Source organism: Flavobacterium xizangense, assembly GCF_054075145.1.
In genome coordinates this window covers 1-285 of record NZ_JBSIPG010000064.1, presented here as the reverse complement: position 1 = coordinate 285, position 285 = coordinate 1, and the positions used below count along the sequence as shown (strand labels likewise).

Here is a 285-nt window from a genome sequence, read left to right as displayed (position 1 = left end):
GTTTTTAGTAACCCGGATTTTGTTTAAGTCCACGATTTGCATCTAAAGCAGATGTTGGGATTGGGAACAATTTTCTGAAAGCTGGAGATGCTGGTCTGAATTCGTTTGCTAATAAAAATTTATCAAAGCGAATCATATCCTGCCTTCTGTGGCCTTCCCAGCTTAATTCAAATCCTCTTTCGTTGTAAATATCATCAAGAGTAGGATTGTGGTCTAAAGCATCTAAGCCTGCACGCTGTCTAATTTGATCTACAAAAGGTTTTGCAGCAGCAGGATTTCCTAAGC

1 protein-coding gene is annotated in these 285 nt (G+C 39.3%); it reads right to left on the bottom strand.

Going from position 1 to position 285, the window contains the following annotated elements; translation table 11 throughout:
• Window positions 1-4: 4 nt before the first annotated feature.
• The coding region (locus ACWA1B_RS22525; protein ID WP_456910827.1) for a RagB/SusD family nutrient uptake outer membrane protein at window positions 5-285 on the bottom strand (281 nt) is incomplete at its 5' end.